This is a genomic window from Ideonella paludis (assembly GCF_018069865.1).
Taxonomy (GTDB): domain Bacteria; phylum Pseudomonadota; class Gammaproteobacteria; order Burkholderiales; family Burkholderiaceae_C; genus Ideonella; species Ideonella paludis.
Window position 1 is genome coordinate 338,566 of the sequence record NZ_JAGQDG010000006.1, and the last position, 22,354, is coordinate 360,919.

At 64.5% G+C, this 22,354-nt stretch carries 14 protein-coding genes; 8 read left to right on the forward strand and 6 right to left on the reverse strand.

Going from position 1 to position 22,354, the window contains the following annotated elements; all coding sequences use genetic code 11:
* Positions 1–66 precede the first annotated feature (66 nt).
* Positions 67–1,953, forward strand: coding sequence for a M48 family metallopeptidase (locus tag KAK11_RS16805; RefSeq protein WP_210810394.1), 1,887 nt, complete (start codon positions 67–69; stop codon positions 1,951–1,953).
* Here KAK11_RS16805 and KAK11_RS16810 read toward each other — a convergent pair.
* The gene (locus KAK11_RS16810; RefSeq protein WP_210810479.1) at positions 1,950–3,344 is read right to left on the reverse strand and encodes an aminotransferase-like domain-containing protein; all 1,395 of its coding nucleotides are present in this window, start codon (positions 3,342–3,344) and stop codon (positions 1,950–1,952) included. The genes KAK11_RS16805 and KAK11_RS16810 overlap by 4 nt on opposite strands.
* A gap of 132 nt (positions 3,345–3,476) precedes the next feature.
* Here KAK11_RS16810 and gabT point away from each other — a divergent pair, with 132 nt between their 5' ends.
* The 3 genes from gabT (at position 3,477) to KAK11_RS16825 (ending at position 7,975) form a co-directional block, all read left to right on the forward strand.
* A complete protein-coding gene (gene gabT / locus KAK11_RS16815; RefSeq protein ID WP_210810396.1) occupies positions 3,477–4,781 on the forward strand; it encodes a 4-aminobutyrate--2-oxoglutarate transaminase in 1,305 nt (434 codons plus the stop codon).
* 20 nt (positions 4,782–4,801) lie between these two features.
* Positions 4,802–6,280 carry an NAD-dependent succinate-semialdehyde dehydrogenase gene (locus tag KAK11_RS16820; RefSeq protein WP_210810397.1) on the forward strand — a complete coding sequence of 493 codons (1,479 nt, stop codon included), beginning with the start codon at positions 4,802–4,804 and terminating at the stop codon, positions 6,278–6,280.
* Between the two features lie 1,254 nt (positions 6,281–7,534).
* The gene (locus KAK11_RS16825; protein WP_210810398.1) at positions 7,535–7,975 is read left to right on the forward strand and encodes a DUF5990 family protein; all 441 of its coding nucleotides are present in this window, start codon (positions 7,535–7,537) and stop codon (positions 7,973–7,975) included.
* Positions 7,976–8,395: 420 nt separating this feature from the next.
* Here KAK11_RS16825 and KAK11_RS16830 read toward each other — a convergent pair whose 3' ends face one another.
* Both KAK11_RS16830 and polA read right to left on the reverse strand, forming a co-directional pair.
* On the reverse strand, positions 8,396–9,286 hold the full coding sequence (locus KAK11_RS16830; protein WP_210810399.1) for a GGDEF domain-containing protein: 891 nt from the start codon (positions 9,284–9,286) through the stop codon (positions 8,396–8,398).
* A 195-nt stretch (positions 9,287–9,481) separates the two neighbouring features.
* Positions 9,482–12,274, reverse strand: a complete 2,793-nt coding sequence (gene polA / locus KAK11_RS16835; RefSeq protein WP_210810400.1) for a DNA polymerase I — start codon at positions 12,272–12,274, stop codon at positions 9,482–9,484.
* 52 nt (positions 12,275–12,326) lie between these two features.
* On the opposite strand from polA, the gene KAK11_RS16840 reads away from it, so the two are divergent.
* The 3 genes from KAK11_RS16840 to KAK11_RS16850 are packed head-to-tail and all read left to right on the forward strand — an operon-like array spanning position 12,327 to position 14,494.
* Entirely contained in the window at positions 12,327–12,644 is a 318-nt protein-coding gene (locus KAK11_RS16840; protein ID WP_210810402.1) for a hypothetical protein, read from the forward strand.
* Between the two features lie 46 nt (positions 12,645–12,690).
* Complete coding sequence (locus tag KAK11_RS16845) at positions 12,691–13,662, forward strand: homoserine kinase (protein WP_210810403.1); 972 nt, start codon at positions 12,691–12,693, stop codon at positions 13,660–13,662.
* Positions 13,663–13,699: 37 nt separating this feature from the next.
* Complete coding sequence (locus KAK11_RS16850) at positions 13,700–14,494, forward strand: BPSS1780 family membrane protein (protein WP_210810404.1); 795 nt, start codon at positions 13,700–13,702, stop codon at positions 14,492–14,494.
* Here KAK11_RS16850 and KAK11_RS16855 read toward each other — a convergent pair.
* The 3 genes from KAK11_RS16855 to KAK11_RS16865 are packed head-to-tail and all read right to left on the reverse strand — an operon-like array spanning position 14,458 to position 21,069.
* Positions 14,458–16,623 carry a GGDEF domain-containing protein gene (locus KAK11_RS16855; protein WP_210810406.1) on the reverse strand — a complete coding sequence of 722 codons (2,166 nt, stop codon included), beginning with the start codon at positions 16,621–16,623 and terminating at the stop codon, positions 14,458–14,460. The genes KAK11_RS16850 and KAK11_RS16855 overlap by 37 nt on opposite strands.
* Positions 16,620–18,668, reverse strand: coding sequence for a GGDEF domain-containing protein (locus KAK11_RS16860; RefSeq protein WP_210810407.1), 2,049 nt, complete (start codon positions 18,666–18,668; stop codon positions 16,620–16,622). The genes KAK11_RS16855 and KAK11_RS16860 overlap by 4 nt, the downstream gene beginning before the upstream one ends.
* Positions 18,669–18,672: 4 nt before the next feature.
* Positions 18,673–21,069 carry a UvrD-helicase domain-containing protein gene (locus tag KAK11_RS16865; protein ID WP_210810408.1) on the reverse strand — a complete coding sequence of 799 codons (2,397 nt, stop codon included), beginning with the start codon at positions 21,067–21,069 and terminating at the stop codon, positions 18,673–18,675.
* Between the two features lie 272 nt (positions 21,070–21,341).
* Here KAK11_RS16865 and KAK11_RS16870 point away from each other — a divergent pair, with 272 nt between their 5' ends.
* A complete protein-coding gene (locus KAK11_RS16870; protein WP_210810410.1) occupies positions 21,342–22,319 on the forward strand; it encodes a GMP reductase in 978 nt (325 codons plus the stop codon).
* Positions 22,320–22,354 lie beyond the last annotated feature (35 nt).

Below are 22,354 nucleotides of genomic sequence, written 5' to 3' on the forward strand. Positions count from 1 at the left end.
GCAACGAGAATCAAGGCTATCGGGGCACAGACCCCAAGAAGCGAGTTGATATTGAGGAGGTTCCCCATGGAGATGGCGCAGTTTGAGCGCATGGTTGCGCGCCTAGAAACCAGCAGCCAGCAGCGGCCCTGGCTGTATATCGCCCAGGTGATGGGCCTGGTGCTGCTGGGTTTTGTGATTCTGCTGGCCATGACCGGCTTGGCCGGGCTGGTGCTGCTGGCTGCGGTGGGCGGCTTGATCTGGGTGCTGGCTGTCGGGCCCGGGGCTGTGTGGCTGCTGGTGGCCAAGCTCGGTAAGTTGCTGATTTTTGCGCTGATTCCCTTGTGGATGCTGCTTCAGAACTCCTTCAAGGCGCTGCTCATCCGCCTGCCTGCCCCCCAGGGCCGTGCGCTGAGCCGCCAAGAAGCACCCGCCCTGTTTCAAGCCTTGGACGATATGCGCCAGCGCATGAAGGGCCCGCGCTTTCACCATGTGCTCTTGGTGGACGACGTGAACGCCGCCGTGGTGCAACGCCCGGCTTTTGGTTTGATGGGCTTTCCGCGCAATTACCTGCTGCTGGGCCTGCCCCTGCTGGAGGCCATGACCCCCGATGAGGCCTTGGCAGTGGTCGCCCATGAGTATGGCCACCTGAGCGGCGCACATGGCCGCTTCGGGGCCTTCATCTACCGCTTGCGCCTGACCTGGTCCACCGTCCAAGCCCATGTCGACGCTTGGCAAGGCCGGATGGGCAAGCTGCCCAGCCGCTTGGTGGGGTGGTACGCCCCCTACTTCAACGCCTACACCTACGTGCTGGCCCGGCAACAGGAATACCAAGCCGATGCCGCTGCGGCTGAGCTGGTGGGCCTGCCCGCAGCCCAAAGCGCACTGAAGCGCAGCAATGTGGCGATGGCCTGCCATTCCGCCTTCATGGACAAAACCATTGAAACAGTGCGCCTGCAGGCCCTGCCGCCCAGCGACTTGGCCGTGCGCTGGGCCCAAGAAGCTGCTGCCGAGCAGGCGGCCAGCCCCCGCTGGCTGAACGATGCGCTGGACCGCCAAGCCAACCCGCTGGACACCCACCCGACTTTGCGGCAGCGCTTGCGTGCACTGGGCGTGCCCGACGAAGACCTGAGCCACAGCCCGGACACCTTGACCGGCCCCTCTGCCGCCCAAGCCTGGCTGGGTGAACAACTGCCGCAGTTGCGAGAGGCCCAGCAGACGGCTTGGCGGGATGCTGTGAACGAAGGCTGGGCCCAGCAACACCAAAGCTGGGTAGAGCGCCGCAAAGCCTTGGCCGACCTGCTGGCCTTGGACGAGCGCAACAGCGACCAAGCGCTGGAGGTGCTGCGCCTTCAGCTGAACCTGGAGCCAGAGGCCGACCATCGCGAGGGCCTGGCCGCCTTCAATTCGGCCCACCCTGACCATGCGCTGGGGCAGTTTCTGGAAGGTGTGGCCCGCCTGGACCAAGAGGACGACAGCGGCTTGGCCAATCTGGAGCGCGCCATCGCCTTGGATGCCGACGCCACCAAGGGCGCCAGCGAAAAAGCATGGCGCTACCTGCTGAGCCGAGACGCCGCCGCCGCCGAGGCCTGGGCCCAGCGCTGGCGCGACCGCGACGCCTGGGAACAGGAGCGTGCACGCCAGGTGGACACCCTCAGCGACCAAGAAGTGCTGTTGGCGCCCACGCTGAGCGCTGAAGCCCGCGCCCAAGCCGCCACCCTGATGTCCCGCCACACCCAAGGCGTGAAGCGGGCCTGGCTGGCCCGCCGCCAGATTGCCGCAGACCCGAACGTTGAGACCTATGTCATCGTGTTGGAGCTGACGGCCTGGGCCTCATTCCGCAGCAAAGGCCCGGAGATCGTGCAGGCTTTGGCGAAAGAAGAATGGCCTTTTGTCACTCACCTCTGCCTGCTGAAGTCCTTCCCTGGCTACAAAGCCAAGGTGAACTTGGTGGGTGACCCTCTGCTGCGCTAACGCGAGAGATTGGCCCCCAGGAACTCCCACAGCTTGGGCTCCTGGGCAAAAGCCACGTTGAAGCGCATCCAGGGCGTGGGTGCCAAGTCTGCGGTGAAGAGGTGGCCGGGGCCGAGCATGATGTCTTGCTCGCTGGCTTGGTTGGACAGCGGCAGTGAGTCGGCCAGCGCCGGGTGGCGGGCCCAGAGGAACATGCCGGCCTTGGGCTCGGCAAACAGCTCAAAGCCCTGGGTTTGCAAATGCCCCGCCACCTGCTGGTGAGCCTGGGCCAAGCGCTCGCGCAGCGCCTTGAGGTGCTTGCGCCAGCGCCCTTCGGTGAGCGCGCCATGGGCCACGCGCTCGCCGAACTCGGCGCTGGTCAGGCCCGAGATCATCTTGAGCTGCGCCAAATCCTCGATCAAGTCGGGGTGAGCCACGGCATAGCCCACGCGGATATTGGGCGAGATGGTCTTGGAGAAGCTGCCGATGGTGATGACCCGGGCAAGTTGATCCAGGCTGGCCAGCGAGGGCCGGGGCTCCGGGTCCAGGTCAGCGTAGATGTCGTTCTCGACAATGATGATGTCGTGCTTCTCGGCCAGTTGCAGCACCCGGTGCAGATGCGCCAATTGCGCCACCGAGCCCGTCGGGCTTTGCAAGCGCGGCTGGGTGAAGAAGACCTTGGGCCGGTGCGCCACGATGCGCGCCTCCAGCGCGGCCAGGTCCCAGCCCTGGGGCGTGCGCGGCGCGCCCACCAACTCTGCCCCCTGAAAACGCAGGCTGAACAGCAGGTTGGCATAGCCGGGGTCGTCCACCAACACTGCATCACCGGGCCGCACCAAGCGGCGCACGGCCAGGTCCAGCGCCTGGCTGGAGCCCTGGGTCAGCAGCACCTGGGCCGGCTGCACGGCCACCTCTTGTTCGGCCAGGGTCTCGCAGATCAAGGCGCGCAGCGGCGGGTAGCCTTTGGGGTCACCATAGCCGCCCAGGTCGGCGTCGTCAGCCGCCAAAGCACGCAGAGCGCGGCGCACGCCGTCTTCAAACAGCCAGTCGCTGGGCAGCCAGCCGCAGCCGGCCTTCACGCTCAGGTGGCGGTGCTCAAAAATCTTGCGCAAGTACCACATGGCATCAAAGCCCTGGCCCACGGCGGGCAGGGCTTGCGGGGCCGCGTTGGCCACCACTCGCTTGCGCACAAAAAAGCCGGAATGCGGACGCGAGACCAAAAAGCCCTGGGCCACCAGCCGGTCGTAGGCCTCGACCACGGTGAACACGCTGACCTGGTGCGCGTGGGCAAACTGCCGGATGGACGGCAGCTTGGTGCCCGAGCGCAGCGCGCCGCTGGCGATCTGGCTGGCCAAGCCGTCCACGATCTGGGCCACCAGCGGGGTGGCGGATTGGGGCTGGAGTTGGAGCATCACGCCAGCATCTTAGGGCAAGGCTGTACAGGGTCTCGGGCCTGTACAGTCTTTGCGCTGTTGGGCTGGGCTGTACATGGCTGCGGGGCTGCGCTGGCCGTACAGTCGAGCGAACCCATCCTGGAGATTGACATGCCGCTTGACCCCAAGACCCCTGCTCAGACCAACGCCGCCCTGATGGCCCGCCGCAAGGCCGCCCTGCCCTCGGGCCTGGGCCAGACCTATGAGGTGTTTGCCGCCCGTGCCGAAGGCGCTGAGATTTGGGACGTGGAAGGCAAGCGCTACATCGACTTTGCCGGGGGCATTGCGGTGCTGAACACCGGCCACCGCCACCCCAAGATTGTGGAAGCGGTGAAGCAGCAGCTCGACCAGTATCACCACACCTGCTTCCAGGTGCTGGCCTATGAGCCCTACGTAGAGTTGGCTGAGCGGCTGATTGCCAAGACCCCAGGCAATTTCGCCAAGAAGGCCTTTTTCCTCTCGAGTGGCGCCGAAGCCGTGGAGAACGCCATCAAGATCGCCCGCGCCGCCACCAAGCGCCAGGGCGTGATCGCCTTTGGCGGTGGCTTCCATGGCCGCACGCTGATGGGCATGGCGCTGACCGGCAAGGTCGCGCCCTACAAGGCCGGCTTCGGCCCCTTCCCGGCCGAGATCTACCACGCCGAGTTCCCCAATGCGCTGCATGGCGTGAGCGTGGCCGACGCGCTGAAGTCGCTGGAGCATTTGTTCAAGTACGACATCGAGCCCGAGCGCGTCGCGGCCATCATCTTGGAGCCAGTACAGGGCGAAGGCGGCTTTTATGTGGCGCCGCCTGAGTTTGCCCAGGCGCTGCGCGCCTTGTGCGACAAGCACGGCATCGTGCTGATCGCCGACGAGGTGCAAACCGGCGCCGGCCGCACCGGCACCTGGCTGGCCTGCGAGCAATGGGACGTGGCGCCGGACCTCATCACCATGGCCAAGTCCATGGCCGGTGGCTTCCCCCTCTCGGCCGTGATTGGCAAAGCCGAGATCATGGACAAACCCGGCCCCGGCGGCCTGGGGGGCACTTATGCCGGCAACCCGCTGGCCTGCGCTGCGGCGCTGGCGGTGCTGGACGTGTTTGAGGAAGAAAAGCTGCTCGACCGCTCCAAGGCCGTGGGCGAGCGCCTTCGCAAGGGCCTGACCGCCCTGGCCAGCCAGCACAAGAGCATTCTGGATGTGCGCGGCCTGGGCGCGATGATCGCCATCGAGCTGTTCAAGGGCGGCGACATCACCCAGCCCGATGCTGACCTGACCAAGCGCGTCTGCGCCGAGGCGATCCAACGCGGATTGGTGCTGTTGTCATGTGGCGTCTATGCCAACGTCATCCGGGTGCTGGTGCCGCTGACGGCGTCAGATGCCATTTTGGATGAAGGTTTGGCGGTGCTTGGGGAATCCCTCAAGGCGGCGGGCGCCTGAAGCCACGGTAGAGTGCAGCCATGACCACCTCTTCCTCACCACTCTCCCAGCTCAACGACCCCAGCTTGCTCAAGACCGACGCCCTGATCGGCGGCGAGTGGGTGGCGTCTTCCAACCGCTTTGCCGTGACGGACCCAGCCACCGGCGAGCACCTGGCCGATGTGGCCAACCTGGGGGCCACCGACGCACACAACGCCATCGTCGCGGCCAACAAGGCTTGGCCTGCTTGGCGCGCCAAGCCCGCCAAGGAGCGCGCCGCTATCTTGATGCGCTGGTTTGCCCTGCTGCACGCCAACGCCGACGACCTGGCCCGCCTGATGACGGCCGAGCAAGGCAAGCCCCTGGCGGAAGCGCGCGGTGAGGTCACCTATGGCGCGAGCTTTGTCGAGTGGTTTGCCGAAGAGGCCAAGCGCGTCTATGGCGAGACTATTCCCACCACCGACAACAACAAGCGTTATCTTGTCGTCAAGCAGCCCATCGGCGTGTGCGCGGCCATCACGCCTTGGAACTTCCCCATCGCCATGATCACCCGCAAAGTGGCCCCAGCCCTGGCTGCCGGCTGCCCAGTGGTGATCAAGCCCGCCGAGCAAACGCCGCTCTCCGCCCTGGCCGTGGCCGAGCTGGCCCAGCGGGCCGGCATGCCTGCGGGCGTGCTGAACATCTTGACGGCCGATGGCGACAACTCGATTGAGATTGGCAAAGTGCTGTGCAGCTCCGACGTGGTGCGGCACTTGTCCTTCACCGGCTCCACCGAAGTCGGCCGCATCTTGGCCGCGCAATGCGCGCCCACCATCAAGAAGATCTCGCTAGAGTTGGGCGGCAATGCACCCTTCATCGTGTTTGACGACGCAGACCTGGACTCTGCCGTCGAAGGCGCCATGGTCAGCAAATACCGCAATGCCGGACAAACCTGCGTGTGCGCCAACCGCTTTTACGTGCAGAGCAGCGTGTACGACGCCTTTGTGGCCAAGCTGGCCGAGAAGGCGGCCGCCATCAAGGTGGGCAATGGCTTTGAGCCCGGCATCAACCAAGGCCCGCAGATCGACGAGCCGTCGATGCAGAAGATCGAAACCCTGGTGGCCGACGCGCTGGACAAGGGCGCCAAAGTGGTGGTGGGCGGCGAGCGCATTGGGGAGCGTTTCTACACACCCACGGTGCTCTCAGGCGTGACGCCCGAGATGCGCGTGGCCCGCGAAGAAATCTTTGGCCCAGTCGCACCGATCTTCCGCTTCGACACAGAAGCCGAAGCCATCGAGTTGGCCAATGCCACCGAGTTCGGCCTGGCCAGTTATTTCTATAGCCGCGACATCGGCCGCATCTTCCGCGTGGGCGAAGGCCTGGAGTACGGCATGGTGGGCGTGAACACCGGTCTGATCTCCACCGCCGAAGTGCCCTTCGGCGGCGTCAAGCAATCCGGCCTGGGCCGCGAAGGTGCACGCCAGGGCATGGATGACTATGTAGAGGTCAAGTACCTCTGCTTGGGTGATATTCAGAAGTAAATCAGCGGCTTGGCAGTAACGCGCGGCGGTTTGAGCGTGCGCTGCCACAAGCCATGGCCCGGGGCTCATGCATCGGCGGTCGGCTGAAGCCGACTCCCTTCGGTGCTCGGTCAAGGGCGTGCGCCGTCAAACTCCCTCCGCTCGCCTTCGGCTCGCTATGGTCAAACAGTGACGGCGAGTATGTTCTTGAAGCGCGCGAATACGCGCGCCACGCCCTTGCCCTGCGCGCCTCAGCGCCGAAGAAATCGCCCCGGGCCATGGCCTGCGGCAGCGCGGTGAGGGCGGGGGTGGCTTGCGGACGGGACACGATGTGTCGATGCCGTCCGTCTTAGTGGTTCGCCGAGCCAGTAGTGCCGTGTTCTCTGCAGTGCTGGGCTGATCTCTCGGGAAAGCGTCATCAGTAGCAAACTCATGAGGACGTTTATGTAGGTGCCCGCTTGAGTAGATCTTTGACACCCTTCCCCCTGCCGAATTCGCCCAAACGGTCTAACCGACTAATGACGCCAAAGGACATGGGGAAGAAGACTGACGGGATCGCTATGGGCTAGGCTAAAGAGAGCTAGATTTGAGACACAGCCCTGATTTCCAAAACATCAAGTCTCATGCAGCAATGTGGACAAGGCCTAAAACCTTGCTACTGAGTTCGGCGCGAAAATGGGAGGTCTTCGGTGACAGCTTGGGCTCGCCTCAGTGATGTCGGTTTTCTCGGCGTCGATTTTGAATTCGAAAGCTCGGTTCCGGCCCTGGCCGCAACCCGATTCGTATACGAGCAGCATCGCCTCTCAGCCTCGCTCAACGGTCAACTTCTAGCCGTTAGCGATGGTGCAAGGCGGCTTCAATTGGGATCAGAAATTTACAAGCCAGTGCGAAAGTGGTTTCGCGTCGTTGCATGGACTGGCTCGGACGGAAGGACTCTGGATCTAGCGTGGAGGCGCGACCAGCTCTTGGGGCCAGAACTGCTCTTGCTCATCGAGCCTGGGTCCCGCCGCTACTCGATCGGCAGCGATCAATTGCAGAGATTTAGGATCGGAACGTCTGTGAGTATCGTGAGCTCCGATCCACATGCAACCGATCATTTCGGGGCTGAGATGATTGGTTTGCTGACCTATGCGTGGGCCATGTTCGAACGGGACCGGCGCGCGACAGCATGAATGTGGGTACTAGGACTTCACCGCATTGACTGGCAGAGGACCTGAAGCCGTCTCGCGACGGCTAGCCTCGAAACCCCACGCCTCGTCAACTCAGCACGCCGCCATGCCCACGACATCCAAGAAACTCACCCTCCGCCTCGTTTGCCAGTCGATGCCCGAAACACCGTCTGAAGAAGGCCCACTGGACGTCGGCATTCAAGACAAAAAGCAGGCTGTGCACGCCGGGCGAAAGGGCCAAGACGGTGAGATGTGCTTTGAGTGCTCAGCCGAGGCACGCATCGATGCCTTGAGCGGGGACATCGATTTTCGGGGTCCGTTTGTCCACGGTACGCCCCAAGCTCGCTTCCTGTACCTGAGCTGGAAGCGCACAGGTGCCAGCGCCACGCCTTGGTACTGGCGGCTGAAGATTCCGCTCGCCGGCATCGGTGCTCAAAACATTGCCACGCTGCGGGGTGGCGAGTGGCTTGTCGCAGACATCACGGGTCGGCGCCCACATGCGTCCGAGCCGATTATTTGGAAGCGCGTCGCTGACGAGAAAGCGTGAAGCGCTCGCTCGCGCCACCACGCCAACCGCCCTGGCGCGGGGTAGGCCCCAGGGCGATTTGAGAGGCGCTGAGGCGCGCAGGGCAAGGGCGTGGCGAGCGTAATCGCGCGCTTCAAGAACATACTCGCCGTCATTGTTTGACCATAGCGAGCCGAAGGCGAGCGGAGGGAGTTTGACGGCGCACGGCCTTGCCCGAGCACCGAAGGGAGTCGGCTTTAGCCGACCGTCTCTCGCATGAGCCCTGGGGCCTACCCCGCGCCTGGGCTAGCAGGCCACCACCTGAAAGCGGCATCGAACTGGCAGAGCGGCCCTTCGACAGGCTCAGGGCGAACGGTGGGGAAGCTTGGCTCCACACATGCCGCTATGAACGCTCAGGCAGGCCGAGTGCGAACAATTCAAAACCGTGGCGTCAAGACCAGCTCAATCGTCATTCGCCGCCGCATCCGCCGCCAGCAAGCGGCCGAGCTGGCCGACTGAGGCTTGGGTGGCCGCATGGCGCAGCAGAGATTGCGCGTCGCGGCCATGGGCGGGGTACTGGCCCACGCCGGCGCGGGCGGTGATGGGCACGGCTTGGCCGCCGACTTGGAAGGGCTGCATCACGGTTTGCACCAGCTTTTGGGCCACGCGCTGGCCATCGTCTTCGGCGTCTATCCAGGCCAGGAGCACGGCAAACATGTCGCTGCCTAAGGACGCCACCACGTCGCTGGCGCGCAAAGAGGCGCGCAGGCGCACGGCGGCTTTGCGGCGCAGCACGTTGGCGGCTTCAACGCCGTAGGCCGACTCGACCGGACGGAAGCCGTCGAGCTGCAGCACGATCAAGGCCATGGAGGCGGGCTCGCGCTCGCGCAGGGCCAGCAGATGGGTCATGTGCTCCATCAACTGGCTGTGGTTGGGCAGGCCAGTCGCCAGGTCGCTGCTCAAGGCACGGCGGGCGATGTCGTCGGTGCGCTTGCGCTCAATGGCCAGGCGCAACACGCGGCCCAGCATCTCGGGGTTGACCTCGCGGGTGGAGATGATTTCGCGCACGCCTAACTGCACCAATCGCTGGCAGAGGGGCCAAGAGGGCTCCAGCGCCATCACCACCACCGTGGTGTCCAGCAGAGCACTGGGCAAGCCCGTCCAGCCGGCCAAGGTCTCAACGCCGCCGATCAGGTTGAGGTCAATCAGCAGAGCGTGATGGCTCTCCTGGTGCAAACGCGCTGAGGCCTCTTCCAGCGACGGGCAGGCCTGGGTCACAAACGGCCCAAAGGCCGAGGTGAACAAGTCGGGGGTCTTGGTGGAAAGGCAGAGAACCTGGAGCGGGCTGGACATGATGACAACGGCGGATTTTGTTTGCAACCATGATGCCTAAGCGTGCTGACGCGCACCAGCGCGAAAACACCCAGAGACACAGTGTCAAGCTGTCAGGACTGCGTCAGACATGACCATACGGTGGTGTATGCAGCAAGCTTCGTGCCCAGTGCTAACGGGCCGGCGCCTTTGCAGCACGGCCCAAGCAAGCCGTCTTCAGTGCGCCTCGTCCCAGTTCAAGCCCACCCCCACCTCGGCCAAGAGCGGCACGCGCATCTGCGCCACGCCGGCCATCAGGCGCGGAATGGCCTCGCGGGCCCAGTCCAGCTCGGCCTCGGGCACTTCCAGCACCAGTTCGTCATGCACCTGCATGACCATGCGGCTGGCGCGCTGCTCGGTGTCCAGCGCGTGTTGCACCGCCACCATCGCCAGCTTGATCAAATCGGCGGCTGTGCCCTGCATCGGTGCATTGATGGCCTGACGCTCTGCACCAGCGCGGCGCGGGCCATTGCCGCCACGGATCTCGGGCAGCCACAGGCGGCGGCCAAAGGCGGTTTCCACATAGCCCAGCTCGGCGGCGCTGGCCTTGGTCGATTCCATGTAGCGCTTGACCCCGGCAAAGCGGTCGAAATAACGCTCGATGTAGTTCTTGGCGGCCTTTTGGTCTATGCCCAAGCTCTGCGCCAAACCGAAGGCGCCCATGCCGTAGATGAGGCCGAAATTGATGGTCTTGGCATAGCGGCGCTGCTCGCTGCTCACGGCCTCAGGCTCCAGGCCAAAGACCTCGGCCGCCGTGGCGCGGTGCACATCCAGGCCCTGCTCAAAAGCGCGCAGCAGGCCCGGGTCTTCGCTCAGGTGGGCCATGATGCGCAGCTCGATCTGCGAGTAGTCGGCGCTGACGATGCGGCAGCCCTCAGGCGCAATGAAGGCCTCGCGCACCCGGCGGCCTTCAGGCGTGCGGATGGGGATGTTCTGCAGGTTCGGGTCGTTGCTGGACAAGCGCCCCGTCACAGCCACCGCCTGCGCATAGTTGGTGTGCACGCGGCCCGTGCGCGGGTTGATCATGCCCGGCAACTTGTCGGTGTAAGTGCCTTTGAGCTTGGCCAAGCTGCGGTGTTCCAGCAGCTTGGCGGGCAGCGGGTAGTCGGCCGCCAGCTCTTGCAGCACCTCTTCATCGGTCGAGGGCGCGCCCGAGGCCGTCTTTTTCTTGACGGGCAGGCCCAGCTTGCCAAACAAGATTTCCCCAATCTGCTTGGGCGAGGCCATGTTGAAGGGCTGGCCCGCCACCTCATAGGCCTCGGCCTCCAACGCCAGCATGCGCTCGGCCAACTGCTGGCTTTGCTGGGCCAGGCGCTGGCTGTCGATCAGCACCCCCGTGCGCTCCATGCGCATCAGCACCGGCACGGCGTCCATCTCGATGGCGCGATAGACATGGCTGAGGCCCGCATGGGCCTCGATCTGCGGCATCAGGGTCTGATGCACCTGCAGGCACATCTCGCTGTCTTCACCGCTGTAGGTGGTGGCGCGCTCGATGTCCACCTGCGAGAAAGAGATTTGGTTCACCCCTTTGCCGCACAGCTCTTCATAGCTCAGGCCTTTGCGGCCCAGGTGACGCTCGGCCAGGCTCTCCAGGCTGTGCTTGAGGTGGGCCTCCAGCACATAGCTTTGCAGCATGGTGTCGTGCTGATAGCCCTGCACGGCAATGCCATGGTTGGCAAACACATGCAGGTCGTACTTGATGTTCTGGCCCAGCTTGGCAGCTTGGGCGTCTTCCAGCCAGGGCTTCAGGCGCGCCAGCACTTCGTCCAGCGGCAACTGGTCCGGCGCGCCAGGGTAGTCATGCGCCAGCGGGATGTAAGCCGCGCGGCCTGGCTCCACCGCCACGCTGAGGCCCACGATGCGAGCTTGCATGGCGTCCAGCGAGTCGGTCTCGGTGTCCAGCGCCACCAAGGGGGCAGCAGCCAACTTGGCCTGCCAAGCTTCAAACTGCGCCCAGGTGCTGATGGTCTCGTACTCGCGGGCCAGGTCGGTGCGCGGTGCGGCGGGGGCGGTAGGCTCGAACAAGTCACCCTGGGCCCGAGACGGAGCTGGTGCGGCTTCAGGGCTTCTACTGCGGCCCAGCTCGGCCTCCAGTTCGCGGCGCCAGGTTTTGAAGCCATAACGCTCATAAAAAGCCAGCAGGCCTTCGCGGTCCACCTCTTTGAGCGCCAGGGCTTCAACCGAGGGCCAGCCCTCGACATGGCCCGCCAAGTCGCAATCGGTCACCACGGTGATGAGCTTGCGGCCCATGGGCAGCCAGTCCAGCGCCTTGCGCAGGTTCTCACCGGCCACGCCCTTGATCTGGCTGGCAGCAGCCACCACGCCGTCCAGCGAGCCATGCTCGGCCAGCCACTTCACCGCCGTTTTGGGGCCCACCTTCTCAACCCCAGGCACGTTGTCCACCGTGTCGCCAATCAGGGTCAGGTAGTCGATGATGCGGTCGGGTGGCACGCCAAACTTGGCCAGCACGCCGGCCACATCCAAGTGCTCCATGCTCATGGTGTTGATCAGGGTGACGCGCTCGGTCACCAGCTGCGCCAGGTCTTTGTCGCCGGTAGAAATCAGCACCTGGTGGCCGCTGGCTGCGCCCACGCGGGCCAGGGTGCCAATGGCGTCGTCAGCCTCAATGCCCGGCACTTCCAATACCGGCCAGCCCATCAAGCGCACCACCTCGTGGATGGGGGCGATCTGCGCGCGCAGGTCGTCGGGCATGGGGGCGCGCTGGGCCTTGTACTCGGGGTACCACTCGTCGCGGAAGGTCGGGCCTTTGGCGTCAAACACGCAGGCGGCGTGCCCTGCGCCCACTTGCTCGCGCAAGCGCTTCATCATGGCCACCATGCCGTGGATGGCGCCAGTGGGCACGCCCCCCGGACCCCGCAGATCGGGCATGGCGTGGTAGGCGCGATAGAGGTAGCTGGAGCCATCCACCAGCAGCAGAGAGGCTTTGTTGGGCAGTGCGGGGTCTTGCATGCTGCCATTGTGGCGCGGACTCGGGTTTGTCGCCCCGGGTACACTGCGCGACATGCTCAAAATCAGTCAGCCCTTCGCCCTTGCTTTGGCACTGTCCTGCGCCGCTGTGCTGCCTGTGCAGGCCGCCGAGCCCACCCCCGCCGAGTCTGGCGTGCGCGGCGGCGAGGCCGCGGTAGAGCGCAGCGTGATTGAAGACGATCAAAACCGCATTGAGTCGCTCAAGGTGCGTGGCCAGACCGTGCGCATCACAGTGCAATCCAAGGTGCCTGGCGCCAAGGCCTACGACATCACCGTGCCGGACACCACCGGCCGGGCCGCGGAAGCCGACCCTAAGGCGGGCAAGCGGGTCTGGTGGGCCCTGAACTTTTAATTTTTGGTGGTCGCCGCTGGGCGGCTGCTCACACTGATCTTTTGCCATGGCCGTCTACACCGACGTTCAGCCCGAGGCTGCCCAGACATTGCTGGCGCAGCTGAGCCTAGGGCCACTGGAATCCTTGACACCCATCGGCGCCGGGATTGAAAACACCAATTACTTCGTCCGCACGCCTGAAGCCGTGTGGGTGCTGACGCTGTTCGAGCGTCTCTCTACCGCCGAGCTGCCGTTTTATCTGCAGCTCATGCGGCACTTGGCCGACCGGGGCCTGCCGGTGCCCGCGCCCGTGGCGGGGCCTGAAGGCGGCTTGATCCACGAAGTCTGCGGCAAGCCTGCGGCCCTGGTGAATTGCCTGAGTGGCCGCGATGTGGTCGCCCCCTCCTTGGCGCAAATTCGCCAGGCTGGCGAGCTCTCAGCCCGCCTGCACGTGGCGGCGGCAGACGCCCCGCTGCGCCAACCCAATTTGCGCGGGCCGGCGTGGCGGGAGCAGGCCGCCCAGGTGGTTGCCCCGTATCTGCAAGGCACCCAAGCCGTGCTGCTGCAAGAAGAGTTGGCCCACCAGCACCTGAGCTTGGCCTCGGCAGATGCCCAACATGCGCCGCAAGGCCCGGTGCACGCGGATATGTTCCGCGACAACGTGCTGTTTGACGGCGAGTCCCTCAGCGGCGTGATCGACTTCTACTTCGCAGGGGTCGACCATTGGGTGTTTGACTTAGCGGTCACCCTCAATGACTGGTGCGTGGACTTGAGCAGCGGCCACCTGGTGCCCGAGGCCGCACAAGCCTTGTGCGAAGGCTATGCCCAAGCCCGCACGCAAGCGGGGCAGCCGGTGACGGCGGCAGAATGGCGCTTGCTACCCGCCATGCGCCGTATGGCCGCCTTGCGGTTTTGGTTGTCGCGCTTGGCTGATTGGCACCTGCCTCGGGCCGCCTCGCTGCTGACCCCCAAAGACCCGGCGCATCTGGAGCGCGTGCTGCAGGACTGCCGCGCCCAGCCTTGGCGACCTGCTCTTTGACATGCCCTTACCCTGACCGTACAGCACACACACCACCATGGGACTCCGACTGTTGACTCCACCAGCCTCTGCCGGCGTGCAGTGGGTGCGTGAAGGGCTGGCCAACTTTTTCAAGCAACCGATGGGCTTTGCGAGTTTGTTCGTGATGTTCCTGCTCGCGGCCCAGTTGCTAGGCCTGGTCCCGGTCGTGGGCAGCCCCCTGGCACTGATGATGGTGCCACTGCTGGGTCTGGCCTATATGTGCGCGGGGCTGCGCACAGCGCGGGGCCAACTGGTGCAGCCCCAGGTCTTTGCCGAGCCTTGGCGCCAAGGCCCGGTGGTGCGCCGCAACCTGCTGCAGCTTTGTGCCCTCTACATGCTGGCGTGCGTGCTGTCTATTTTGATGTGCGATGTGCTGGACGGCGGCGAGTTCAACCGCCAGTTGGGCCTGCTGTCGGACGCGATGGCCAAGTCTCAAGACATGGAGCAGTTGGCGATCTCGCCCGCGATTGCGCAAGGCATGTTCATGCGTCTGGTGGCCACCACGCTGGTAGGCCTGCCCTTTTGGCATGCCCCAGCCCTGGTCATGTGGGGCCAGCAAAGCGTGGCCCAGGCCCTGTTCTCCAGCACCATTGCCTTGTGGCGCGCCAAGGCGGCGTTCACGGTGTTCGGCTTGGCCTGGGCCGGCGTGATGGTGGGCGCGATGGCTGTCGTCGCAGTGCTCTCAGGCCTCTTGGGCGGCGGCCTGACCATGCTGGCCGTGGTGCCGCTGGGCATCGCGATGATCGGGGCCTTCCAAGCCTCGCTCTACCCCACTTATCGCGACTGCTTCGGCGAACCGGAATCCGCTTGATCCCGCGCCTGCACGGCCAAGCCCACTTGGCCACGGTTCAGCGCAGCTTCAAAATCTTGCTCCACCACATGGAGCTCAGCGACGTCTGAGACGTCCAAGGCTGTCAGGCCAGCAGCGCAGTCACGGCCACGGCCTTTGGCTGAATAGAGCGCCATGTCGACCAGGTTCACCGCCTGCTCCCAGTCCAGCGAAACCATCTGCCGAGGCAAAGGGAAGCGCGCGTAGCCCAAGGATGCGGTGACGGGAAGCTGCCGGCCATCGGGCAGCACCACCGGGTGGTCGCCCACCACGGCCAACAAACGGCGCGCCTGAATGTCCAGGCTCTCGGCGGCCAAACCGGGCACGAAGATCAAAAACTCCTCGCCACCCCAACGGCACACCAAATCATCGCTGCGCACGGTGCCACCCAGGCGGCGCGATAGCTCCACCAGCACCGCGTCGCCGGCCGCATGGCCGTACTCGTCGTTGATGCGCTTGAAGTGATCCACGTCCACCAGCAGCAGCCCCCCCTCAAAGCCCGCACCGGAAGAACCCGGCGCACTGCCGCCTCCGCGGGCCCGCAAGAACGAAGAGGCCGCCCCCGGCAGCGCGGGCGCAGCCTGCACCGCCAAGACATCACGGAAATGCCGTCGATTCGCGAGGCCAGTCAACGGGTCGCGCTCGCTTTGAACCCGCAAAAACGCCTCGCTGCGGCGCAACTGCAGATTGGCCTTGCGGGTGCGCTGCACCAGCACCACCACGCCCGCCAATGCGGCCACCAGCAGGCCTGCGGCCACGGCCCAAATGCGCTGTTGAAGGCGTTGGTTTTCCAGGCGCGCCGCCTTCACTGCGTTGTCACGCTCCAAGAGCGCCAACTCTTGCTGCTCGGCCTCGGTCCGGTAGCGCGCTCTCAGCTCTCTCAAACTGGCTTCTCGGTTGGCCTCGTGCATTTCATCGCGCAGCGCTTGCTCACGGTGGTAGAGCGCCAAGGCCGCTCGCGCTTCGCCACGCTCGGCCAGGGCATCGGCATACTCCCGCAGCCCAGCCAGCATGGCCCCTTGCGCACCCCCCTCACGCCACAGCGTCTGCGCAGCTTCCAATTCTTGGGTGGCCACACTCACTTGACCCAAGGCCAGGCGCGCCAAGCCACCGTTGTGAAGCAGCGGTGCGACGAAGTGCAAATCGTTGAACTGCCGCACCACAGGCAGCGCATCCAACACCACCGCCAAAGCATCCTTGGGCTTGCCTTCGTGGAGGTAGTTGGCACTGAACTCCACCGCCATTTGCGCCTCCATGCGCGACGAGCCAAACTGCCGGGCCAGGCGGCGCGCCTCCTGCAGCAGCAGCTGAGCGCCGTGGCTGTCTCCCTGCGCTGTGCGCAGGGCCGCTTGCTCCACGCGCAAGCGAGCCAGTGCGTCCAAGGCATTGGCCTGCCGAGCCATGGCTTCGGCCCGCTGCAAGTAGTGCTGGCTGCGATCGGGCTCCGCCAATCGTTGCGAGATCACGGCCAGCAGTGTGGCCGCCCGGACCTTGAGGCGGCCGTCGCCGGATCGCTCAGCCCAGCGCTCAGCATCCTGACCAAACCCACGAGCCTCCACGAAGAGGCCCTGCCCCATCGCGGCCACGCTACGGACATGTGCAGCTCGCCACCCGGACCGTGCGTCACAGAACAAGGGCTGGGGCGTACCGCCACAGGCGGACTCATAGCCCAGCACCGCCTTTTGGGCCAGGTCGCCAGCCTGAACAGATTGCGCGCGATAGGCGTGCATCACCGCCAACGCCAGGGCGCGATCGACAGCGGCCAATCCCCCGGTTTCCGTGGTCAAGGACTCCAGTTGCCTCAGCGCCGATTGGTGTGTCGCAGCATCTCCCACGGCGGCAGCCACCATGGCGCGGCTGTGCCAGATCATGCGCTGCCACTGCGCAGCCGGCATTCCTGCAGGCGGCTGGGCCAGGGCCAGCTCCAAGGCTTGTTGGGCACGTTCAGGCGCATCAAAACCGTAGCTCTGCCACTCATGCACCCAGCTCATGGCCTCTGCGGCTTGGGCATTGGCCGCCAAAGGGGCAGGCTCAGGCCTGGAGGCCCAGGCCAAGTCGGCTGCCGCCAGCACACTGACGACGACGAAGAGCAGCCGTTGCCATGTCCTCATGAGGCACTTCCCATGGGGGGCAGACCGGCCGTTTCGATCAGGGTCATGCCGCCGCGCCGCCAAGCGCCCTCAAAGTCCTGCATCAAAGCCTGCAACTCCTGCGTGTTGTGGGCGGAGAGATGTCGGATGCCGCAAGCCCGGTTACGACCTTGGGTTTTGGCCAGATACATGGCCGCGTCCACCAAGTCCAGGGCTTGATCCCATTGCAGTTCAAGCGGCCCAGGCGCCAAGGGAAAATCGGCGTAACCGATGGAGGCAGTGACCGCCAAATGGCGCTGCTCAATCACCACCGGCAAGGCCGCTAAAGATTGCAGCAAGCGCTGAGCCAGCAAGTCAGTTTGCTCGGGCGTGCTGGAGCGCACCAGGATCAGGAACTCCTCACCGCCCCAACGATAGACGCGATCGTTCTCTCGCAACACAGCCTTGAGCCGGCGCGCCACCTCGATCAGCACCACGTCGCCCGCCGCATGGCCATAGGTGTCGTTGATTTGCTTGAAGTGATCAAGGTCCAGCAGATACAGGGTGCCGCGCGCCACCACACTGCTGGCCATCAAGGCCTGGCCATGTCGCCGGTTGGCCAGGCCCGTCAATGGGTCTTGCTCCCCTTGAACCTTGAGCTTCTCGTTATTGCTGCGCAGCGCCAGTTGCAAGCGGCGCATGCGCCCATAAAAGAACACCGCCAAGGCGAGCAAGACCAAGGCCAAGGCAGACACCAAGACCCAGAGCCTGAACATCAGGGTGGAGCGCGTCAAGGCTTCTTCCTTGAGGTGGTTCTCATCGGCCAACAAGGCGCGCTCACGGTGCCGGCGCTCGGCGTCAAAGCTCTCTTGCAGCTCCAAGACCGCATGCAATCGAGCCTGCCGCGAGACCTCGTCGGCATAGTGACGGTACTCACGATAAGCCGTGTAGGCATCCGCCCAATGGCCGCCCTCTTCCAACAAGCCTCCGAGCTCAAACATGACCTCGGCCATCTCCACCACCTCATTGGAGCGGCGGTAACCTTCCACCACCGACCGAATGGCGGCCACACCCTCCGCCTTACGGTCCAGCCCAATCAAGGCAAAGCCTTTGTTGAGCTGCGCCAAGATTTCAGCCTCGCGGTAGTGCGCTTGCTGCGCCAAGGGCAGCGCCTTTTCTGCCGTACGAAGAGCTTGCGCGTAGTCCTTTCGCTGAAGATAAGCGTCGGACAGATTACCCGTGGCCAGGGCCTCATCCCGCACCGAGCCGCCTCGCTTGGCAAAGCCAATGGCTTGCTGAAGAGCTTCCATCTCGGCTTTCTGGTCACCTCGGGCCGTGGCCAAAATGGACTCGACCAGCAAGACCTCGGTCAATGAGCGCCAATCCCCCTGCTGCGTGGCCAAGGCTCGCGCTTCATTGTTGGTGGCCTGTGCTTTGTCGAGGTGGCCGGCGCGCCGGTAGGCATCGGCCATCAAGCTGCGAACGCTGCTGGAAGCCCAGTGCTGCGGCAGCGCATCAGCAAGCCGCAAAGCCTCTTGGCGGCGGGCAATGGCTTGCTCCAAATTGCCCAGGCTTTCTTTGATCCCCGCGCTGGTCAGTAGACAGGCGAGATGAACACCCAGGCGGCTGTCCGCATTCAAGGTGGGCAGGACGTCGTCGATCAAGGTATCCAACTGACCCAAGGGCGTCTTGTTGCGGCTCAACTCCGCGCGCAAGCAAGCCGCTGCGGCGCGTGCATCCTCGCGGGCCCGCGCCGGCGCCAAACGCAAGCCGCGTTGGTCCAGCTCCATGGCATAGCGTTCGGCCTGCTCGGTCTGCCCAAGGTCATGGGACACCTCACCCAGCACTCTCAGCAGGTCGATCTGCTCTGGGTCATCGGGGGACATGCCCGCACGCATCATCAAGAGCTTGTCGCGAGCCAAGTCAGGGCGCGATCGGGCCTCGTCTTCAATGGCCAGGATACGACTGAGGGGCTGGCTGTGCGCCGCCAGAGGGAGGCCCACCAGCACGAGCCAAAGAGCTTGGCACACCGCAAACGCCAGCCCGCCACAGGCGGCAGCCGGGTGAAGGCGGTGCGCAGCAGCCAAGGGCTTACTCCACGATGGTGAGCTTGGCCACACTCAGCGCCAGCCATTTAGGGCCGTGGCGGCCGAAGTTGACCTGGGCACGGGCCTCGGTGCCGCTGCCCTCCAGCGTCACGATCACCCCTTCACCGAACTTGGTGTGGAAGACCGACATGCCGGCCTTGAAGCGCTGCCCGCCCACTTCCGTGGGGCTGCGCGTGGGCATGGGCGGTGGGGGAGCAGGCGTCCGATATGGCTGCTGACCCGCGCCCACCATGGACTGCAAGCCACTGCCGCGCTGCCAAGCGGCTTGATAGTCGCGTGCGAAACCACTGCCGAAGCCTTGGGTGCGCGGCGTGAGCCACTTCAGCGCGGTCTCGGGCAGCTCATCAAAGAAGCGGCTCTTGATGTGATAGCGCGTCTGGCCGTGCAGCATGCGGGTTTGGCTGAAGCTAAGGTAAAGCCGTTGGCGCGCCCGGGTGATGGCCACATACATCAGGCGGCGCTCTTCCTCCAAACCATCGGGCTCATTGGCCGAGTTCTCGTGCGGAAACAGCCCCTCTTCCAAGCCAGTGATGAAGACCGCGTCGAACTCCAGGCCCTTGGCCGAATGCACCGTCATCAACTGGATCGCGTCTTGGCCGGCTTGCGCCTGGTTGTCGCCGGCCTCCAGCGCAGCATGCGTCAAGAAGGCCGCCAGCGGGCTCATGATCTCACCGGTTTCAGCGTCAGGTTTCAGGTCCACCGCCGCGACGGCACGCGGCAGGCCTTCGGCCATGCTGCCCGGGGCCAGCTCATCCACGGGCAAAGCCACCGCGTCTTTGCCAAAGCCCTCTTGGGTGACAAAGGCCTCGGCCGCGTTGACCAGTTCTTCCAAGTTCTCGATGCGGTCGGCGCCTTCCTTTTCGGTGCGATAAAAATCGACCAGGCCACTGCGTTGCAGCATCACCTCAATGATCTCGCGCAGCGTCAAGCCGCGCGTCTCGTTGCGCATGCTGTCGATCAGTTGGTTGAAGGCCACCAAATTGCCGCCACCCTTGCCGCCCACTGCGCCCACGCTCTGCCACAGGCTGCGGCCACTGCTGCGGGCAGCGTCTTGCAACTGCTCCAGCGTGCGAGCGCCAATGCCCCGCGTCGGGAAGTTGACCACCCGCAGGTAACTGGTGTCGTCGTTGCAGTTTTCGATCAGGCGCAGATAGGCCAAGGCATGCTTGACCTCAGCCCGCTCGAAGAAGCGCAGGCCGCCATACACCCGGTACGGAATGCCCGCATTGAAGAGGGCCGACTCGATGACACGGGACTGGGCATTGCTGCGATAGAGGATGGCGATCTCGCGACGCGCCATGCCTTGGCGGTGCAGTTGCTGGGCTTCTTCCAGAATCCATTGCGCCTCTGAGTAGTCGCTGGCCGACTCCTGCACGCGCACCGGCTCGCCTGGCCCCGCCTCGGTGCGCAGGTTCTTGCCCAAGCGGCGACTGTTGTGGCCAATCAGATGGTTGGCCGCGTCCAGAATATTGCCGCAGGAGCGGTAGTTGCGCTCCAGCTTGATGATGTGCTGGACGCGGAACTCGCGCTCGAAGTCGGCCATATTGCCCACCTGCGCGCCACGGAAGGCATAGATGCTCTGGTCATCGTCGCCCACGGCCAGCACCGAACACTGCGGCCCGGCAAACATCTTCAGCCAGGCATATTGCAGGCGGTTGGTGTCCTGGAACTCATCCACCAAGATGTGGCCAAAGCGGCGTTGGTAATGCTCGCGCAAGGGGGCGTTGTCGCGCATCAGCTCATAGGTCCGCAACATCAACTCGGCAAAGTCCACCACGCCCTCGCGCTGGCATTGGTCTTCATAGGCTTGGTAGATCTCCACCAGCTTCTGCGTCTGCCCGTCGTGGATGGCCACATCACCCGGGCGCTTGCCGTCTTCTTTGGCCCCCGCGATGAACCAGCTCACCTGCTTGGGCACAAAGCGCTCTTCATCCAGGTTCATGCCCTTGATGACACGCTTGACGGCGGAAAGCTGGTCACTGCTGTCCAAGATCTGAAAGGCCTGAGGCAAACCTGCCACCTTCCAGTGGGCCCGCAAAAAGCGGTTGCACAGGCCGTGAAAGGTGCCGATCCACATGCCCCGCACGTTCACCGGCAGCATGGCCGACAAGCGGGTCAGCATTTCTTTGGCGGCCTTGTTGGTGAAGGTCACCGCCATCACGCCACCAGGAGACATTTGGCCGGTCTGCAGCAACCAAGCGATGCGCGTGGTCAGGACGCGGGTCTTGCCAGAGCCGGCACCGGCGAGGATCAGGGCCGGCACATGCGGCAAGGTGACGGCTTCGTACTGCTCAGGGTTCAAGCCCCGCAACAAGCTGCCTGCAGGCACAGAGGACGGGTCAGAAACTGGCGCTGGCGCCGAGGGGGGATGGATCTCCATCGGTGGATTGTAGAGACGGTGTTCGCCGCTTTGAGACGACGGGTTGTGACAGGGTGCATACACCCCACGCAACGCGGCGGCCAGAGCCTGCGTACAATCGATCACCGGGCCCAAATTCTGGCGCCCGGTTTTTTGTGCCCACCGCCCTGCCCTCAGGCGTGTGCACAGCCCTGGCGCCCTGCCAGGTGAGCCGGGTCTCCAGGTCAAGCGCTCGCAGCCCTTTGCCGGCGCACTGCTTCTCAACGCGCCGCATCCTCAATGGAGCCTGTGAGATGGAAATTTTTGACTATGACAACGTCCTGCTCTTGCCCCGCAAGTGCCGGGTAGAAAGCCGCGCGGAGTGTGACACCAGCGTCGAGTTTGGTGGGCGGCGCTTCAAGCTGCCGGTGGTGCCGGCCAATATGAAGACCGTGTTGGACGAGCGCATTGCCGAGTTCTTGGCCGCGAATGGCTTTTTCTACGTCATGCACCGCTTTGACCTGGACAACGTCTGCTTTGCCAAGCAGATGCGCGACAAGGGCTTGATGGTGTCCATCAGCTCCGGCGTGAAGCCGGCCGATCGTGACGTCATCGACCGCTTGGCGGCTGAGGGCGTCGGCGCGGACTACATCACCATTGACATTGCCCACGGCCACGCCGAGAGCGTGCGCCAGATGATCGAGTACATCAAAGCCAAGCTGCCGCAGGCTTTCATCATCGCCGGGAACGTGGGCACACCGGAAGGCGTGATCGACCTGGAAAACTGGGGCGCCGACGCCACCAAAGTGGGCATCGGCCCCGGCAAGGTGTGCATCACCCGCCTGAAAACCGGTTTTGGCACCGGTGGCTGGCAGCTCAGCGCGCTGAAGTGGTGCGCCCGCGTGGCCACCAAGCCCATCATTGCCGACGGCGGCATTCGCCACCACGGCGACATTGCCAAGAGCGTGCGCTTCGGTGCGGCCATGGTGATGGTGGGCTCGCTCTTTGCCGGCCATGAGGAGTCCCCCGGCGCCACCGTCGAGGTGGATGGCAAGCTCTACAAGGAGTACTACGGCTCAGCCAGCGACTTCAACAAAGGCGAGTACAAGCACGTGGAAGGCAAGCGCATCTTGGAGCCGGTCAAAGGCAAGCTGGCAGACACTTTGCGCGAGATGCAAGAAGACCTGCAAAGCTCCATCTCCTATGCCGGCGGCCGCGCCCTGCACGACCTGCGCCGGGTCAACTATGTGATCTTGGGCGGCGAGAACGCGGGCGAGCACCTGCTGATGTAAACCCCGGAGCCAGCGCGGACTTGCGCTGCGGGGCT

What these genes read in the sequence shown, in the direction of transcription:
- KAK11_RS16805 (WP_210810394.1), top strand. Translation starts at nt 67, where the DNA reads ATGGAGATGGCGCAGTTTGAGCGCATGGTTGCGCGCCTAGAAACCAGC.
- KAK11_RS16810 (WP_210810479.1), bottom strand. Translation starts at nt 3,344, where the DNA reads ATGCTCCAACTCCAGCCCCAATCCGCCACCCCGCTGGTGGCCCAGATC.
- gabT (WP_210810396.1), top strand. Translation starts at nt 3,477, where the DNA reads ATGCCGCTTGACCCCAAGACCCCTGCTCAGACCAACGCCGCCCTGATG.
- KAK11_RS16820 (WP_210810397.1), top strand. Translation starts at nt 4,802, where the DNA reads ATGACCACCTCTTCCTCACCACTCTCCCAGCTCAACGACCCCAGCTTG.
- KAK11_RS16825 (WP_210810398.1), top strand. Translation starts at nt 7,535, where the DNA reads ATGCCCACGACATCCAAGAAACTCACCCTCCGCCTCGTTTGCCAGTCG.
- KAK11_RS16830 (WP_210810399.1), bottom strand. Translation starts at nt 9,286, where the DNA reads ATGTCCAGCCCGCTCCAGGTTCTCTGCCTTTCCACCAAGACCCCCGAC.
- polA (WP_210810400.1), bottom strand. Translation starts at nt 12,274, where the DNA reads ATGCAAGACCCCGCACTGCCCAACAAAGCCTCTCTGCTGCTGGTGGAT.
- KAK11_RS16840 (WP_210810402.1), top strand. Translation starts at nt 12,327, where the DNA reads ATGCTCAAAATCAGTCAGCCCTTCGCCCTTGCTTTGGCACTGTCCTGC.
- KAK11_RS16845 (WP_210810403.1), top strand. Translation starts at nt 12,691, where the DNA reads ATGGCCGTCTACACCGACGTTCAGCCCGAGGCTGCCCAGACATTGCTG.
- KAK11_RS16850 (WP_210810404.1), top strand. Translation starts at nt 13,700, where the DNA reads ATGGGACTCCGACTGTTGACTCCACCAGCCTCTGCCGGCGTGCAGTGG.
- KAK11_RS16855 (WP_210810406.1), bottom strand. Translation starts at nt 16,623, where the DNA reads ATGAGGACATGGCAACGGCTGCTCTTCGTCGTCGTCAGTGTGCTGGCG.
- KAK11_RS16865 (WP_210810408.1), bottom strand. Translation starts at nt 21,069, where the DNA reads ATGGAGATCCATCCCCCCTCGGCGCCAGCGCCAGTTTCTGACCCGTCC.
- KAK11_RS16870 (WP_210810410.1), top strand. Translation starts at nt 21,342, where the DNA reads ATGGAAATTTTTGACTATGACAACGTCCTGCTCTTGCCCCGCAAGTGC.